This is a genomic window from Vibrio sp. 10N.286.46.A8, assembly GCF_041470165.1.
Lineage (GTDB): Bacteria > Pseudomonadota > Gammaproteobacteria > Enterobacterales > Vibrionaceae > Vibrio > Vibrio tasmaniensis_A.
Map to the genome: position 1 here is coordinate 1 of NZ_JBFRLX010000150.1, position 3,632 is coordinate 3,632.

Below are 3,632 nucleotides of genomic sequence, written 5' to 3' on the forward strand. Positions count from 1 at the left end.
ATCTTAGCAACAGCTTCAGTGTTACCTGTATCGCTACCAAAGAAGAGACCTACACTTGCCATAGAATCATTACCTTTCATTTTGTCTGTTGTCGGTGTAATAAAGTTCGGAGGAAATCGTTAGATTCCAGTTCCTTCCCAGCTTAGTTGGATTATCCCTTTTGCGATAAAGCCTGCGCAGCCAAGGAAAAGTACTAACCATACGATACGACGACCAAATGCAGGAACATTTCCCTGCTTTAGAACGTCTTTAATTGCCATTCCGATTAGAAAGAAAATCGCGGCAAACAGAAGATCTAAACCAACAGATTCAATGATGTTCATGTAGTCGTAAAGCATGGGAACCTTATATACCAAATTTGCTTGGGCGCACTATATCACTGTTGTGAGATAAAGTTAATCTGCTGTGATTACACAGCTCTCATTTATATCGACTAATCAACCTATCTAAGTGATGAATTTTCTTATTGCACGGAGCACTTCAGCGGGCTTTTCCGCGTGTAGCCAATGTCCAGTATTGGCGATAACATGTGCCTTTGCGTTGGAAAACTGCTGTTGAACGGCGGTTTGATGTTCAGCCGTCAGGTAATCTGAGTCACCACCCTTGATTAGCAAGGTTTTGACTGAGGTTTTGTCAATCGGTTCCCAACCAATAATCTGTGGGTAGTTGTTTAATAGCGAGGCAACATTGAAACGCCATTCCATGATGCCTTGTTCTGATTTGAACAAAGATTTCGTTAAGAACTGGCGAACCCCATCAATTTCGATATGTTTTGCGAGGACCTTAAGCGCCTCTGAGCGTGATGTCGGTTTTTCTTCTATCACAGCTTGTAGGCCTGCGAATACGTTGTCGTGACGACTTTGGGTGTACGCAACTGGTGCCATATCTAAGACAATCAATTTACGCAGCGTCAGATGTTGTGTCAGTGCCATCGCTACCTTGCCACCCATCGAGTGACCAATCACAGTGACATCTTCTAGCTCAAGAACATTCAGCAGTTGAGCCACATCTTGTGCCATAGCTTGATAATTATGAGTGTCATTATGGAAAGATTGACCGTGGTTACGTAGATCGATGCTAAGTACCTGATGATCGGCTTTTAGATCCCTAGCGAGCAAGCCAAGGTTGTCCAAATTTCCGAATAATCCATGGATCAAAACAATGGTGTGACCCTCACCTTCAATTTTATAGTTGAGCTGTACTGACATTTTTATCTTATTCATGGTGGGTTTGACGTAGAGTATCCGCGCGGATCTCGCTATAATCCCTCAGAGTTTAAACATTGAGATTGTGAAAAGCGAATGAAAACAATTGAGGTTGATGAGGACCTATACCGTTTTATTGCGGGTCAGACAGAACGTATTGGCGAAAGCGCTTCAGATATTCTGCGCCGCTTGTTACTGGTTGATAACCAAGGCACGGTTCCGATCGAAGAGATCGTTGAGCCAAAAGGTATCGTTGTTAGCAAAGAGGTAGGCTTTACTCCAGAGAAGTTCGATGGCGTTAAAGAAATGCGCTCACTACTAATATCAGATGAGTTTGCATCACTAAAGAAAGCCATTGATCGTTTCATGCTTGTGTTATCAACACTGCATAAAATCGACCCTTTAAGCTTTTCAGAAGCAACTCAAGTAAAGGGCCGCAAGCGTGTTTACTTTGCAGACAACGAAGCGACGTTGTTAGCAAACGGCAACACCACTAAGCCTAAAGCTATTCCACAAAGTCCTTTTTGGGTTATTACGAATAACAATACAAGCCGAAAAAGACAGATGGTTGAACAGCTTATGAGCCGCATGAATTTCCAAGCAGAATTGATAGAAAAAGTAACAGGTTCAATTTAACGAAATCTGATTTAAACCTCATAATATCCATGGCTAAGAAGATATTATGAGGTTTTTTTGTTTTTAAATTTTATATAAGGATGTCGATAATGGCTATGCACCCTCGTGCCGGGCAGAAAGCTCAGCAGGAAGATCTTCATAATATCCCGGCTTTAGTTGCAAACTATTTCTTACAGCAACCGGATGCTACTAACCCAGATCATAAAGTACTGTTCGGTACTTCAGGTCACCGCGGTACAGCAGACAAATCAACATTTAATGAAAACCACATTCTAGCGATCGCACAAGCGGTTGCTGAGGTTCGTGCCGATCAAGGTACAACAGGCCCACTTTTCTTAGGCAAAGATACTCACGCTCTATCTGAGCCTGCTTTTTCTACGGTTATTGAAGTGCTAGTTGCAAACGGCGTTGAAGTTATCGTTCAAGAAAACAATGGCTTTACTCCAACTCCAGGTATCTCGCACGCGATTCTTACGCACAATCTAGTGAATGATAAAAAAGCGGACGGCATTGTTATCACGCCTTCACATAACCCACCTCAAGACGGGGGCATTAAATACAACCCGACACACGGTGGCCCTGCTGAAGCTGAACTGACTCAAGCGATTGAAGATCGTGCGAATGTTATCATTGCTGAGCAAATGCAAGGCGTTAAGCGCACTCCTATCGCACAGGCTAAACAGTCTGAGCTAGTGAAAGAAGTTGATTTAGTTGCTCCTTACGTTGCTGACTTGGTTAACGTGGTTGATATGGAAGCAATCCAGAAAGCAAACATCAAGATTGGTGTTGATCCACTGGGTGGTAGCGGTATTGATTACTGGCGTCAAATTGGCAAAGCGTACAACCTAGACCTGACTCTGGTCAGTGAAGCGGTTGATCCTTCGTTCCAATTTATGTCTCTAGACAAAGACGGTGTGGTTCGTATGGACTGTTCTTCTCCATACGCAATGGCAGGTTTACTGGCACTTAAAGACGACTATCAATTATCGTTTGGCAACGACCCAGACTACGATCGCCACGGCATTGTTACGCCAAAAGGCTTGATGAATCCCAACCACTTCCTAGCGGTGTGTATTGACTACTTATACCGCAACCGTGAAGGTTGGGGTAAAGACGTTGCAGTGGGTAAAACACTGGTATCAAGTGCTCTGATTGACCGCGTTGTTGCTGACTTAGGTCGCGAGCTTTGCGAAGTGCCAGTGGGATTCAAATGGTTCGTTGATGGCCTATATAACGGTCAGTTTGGTTTCGGTGGTGAAGAGAGTGCGGGTGCATCTTTCTTACGTAAAGACGGAACGCCTTGGTCAACAGATAAAGATGGCCTGATTCTTTGCCTACTTGCGGCCGAGATCACAGCAGTAACGGGCAAGAACCCACAAGAATACTACGAAGAACTTGCCGCTAAACATGGCGAATCTAAGTACAACCGTATTCAAGCAGTAGCTAACGGCGTACAAAAAGACGTGCTTAAGAAGCTATCTCCAGAGATGGTTTCAGCTGAGACGCTTGCTGGTGATGCAATTACTGCACGCTTAACGCACGCTCCAGGTAATGGTGCTGCGATTGGTGGCCTAAAAGTGACGACTGAAAACGGTTGGTTTGCTGCTCGTCCATCAGGTACAGAAGACATCTACAAGATCTACTGTGAAAGCTTTAAAGGTGAAGAGCACCTGAAAGCAATCGAAGCAGAAGCTCAAGAGATTGTTAACCAAGTATTTGCAGCCGCTGGCCTATAATCGAATACAGATTAGTAGAGTCATCAAGTAAATAGTGAAAGGGTTGATGTGAAAG

Annotated in this window: 4 protein-coding genes and 1 pseudogene; 2 read left to right on the forward strand and 3 right to left on the reverse strand. The window is 44.0% G+C overall.

Going from position 1 to position 3,632, the window contains the following annotated elements:
* From AB4232_RS14925 to AB4232_RS14935, 3 genes and pseudogenes are all read right to left on the reverse strand, one after another.
* Window positions 1–80 (reverse strand): annotated as a pseudogene (locus tag AB4232_RS14925) (flavodoxin); the annotation flags it as partial.
* Between the two features lie 39 nt (window positions 81–119).
* Window positions 120–338 (reverse strand): DUF2788 domain-containing protein, encoded by a 219-nt coding sequence (locus AB4232_RS14930; protein ID WP_009847328.1) that lies wholly within the window; start codon window positions 336–338, stop codon window positions 120–122.
* Between the two features lie 108 nt (window positions 339–446).
* Window positions 447–1,208, reverse strand: coding sequence for an alpha/beta fold hydrolase (locus AB4232_RS14935; RefSeq protein ID WP_012604537.1), 762 nt, complete (start codon window positions 1,206–1,208; stop codon window positions 447–449).
* A 93-nt stretch (window positions 1,209–1,301) separates the two neighbouring features.
* On the opposite strand from AB4232_RS14935, the gene seqA reads away from it, so the two are divergent.
* A complete protein-coding gene (gene seqA / locus AB4232_RS14940; RefSeq protein ID WP_012604536.1) occupies window positions 1,302–1,841 on the forward strand; it encodes a replication initiation negative regulator SeqA in 540 nt (179 codons plus the stop codon).
* A gap of 89 nt (window positions 1,842–1,930) precedes the next feature.
* Window positions 1,931–3,577 (forward strand): phosphoglucomutase (alpha-D-glucose-1,6-bisphosphate-dependent), encoded by a 1,647-nt coding sequence (gene pgm, locus AB4232_RS14945; RefSeq protein WP_372087441.1) that lies wholly within the window; start codon window positions 1,931–1,933, stop codon window positions 3,575–3,577.
* The last annotated feature ends 55 nt before the right edge of the window (window positions 3,578–3,632 follow it).

Excerpts from the sequence above, each read along its gene's own strand:
- seqA (WP_012604536.1), top strand. The coding sequence starts at position 1,302 with ATGAAAACAATTGAGGTTGATGAGGACCTATACCGTTTTATTGCGGGT.
- pgm (WP_372087441.1), top strand. The coding sequence starts at position 1,931 with ATGGCTATGCACCCTCGTGCCGGGCAGAAAGCTCAGCAGGAAGATCTT.
- AB4232_RS14930 (WP_009847328.1), bottom strand. The coding sequence starts at position 338 with ATGCTTTACGACTACATGAACATCATTGAATCTGTTGGTTTAGATCTT.
- AB4232_RS14935 (WP_012604537.1), bottom strand. The coding sequence starts at position 1,208 with ATGTCAGTACAGCTCAACTATAAAATTGAAGGTGAGGGTCACACCATT.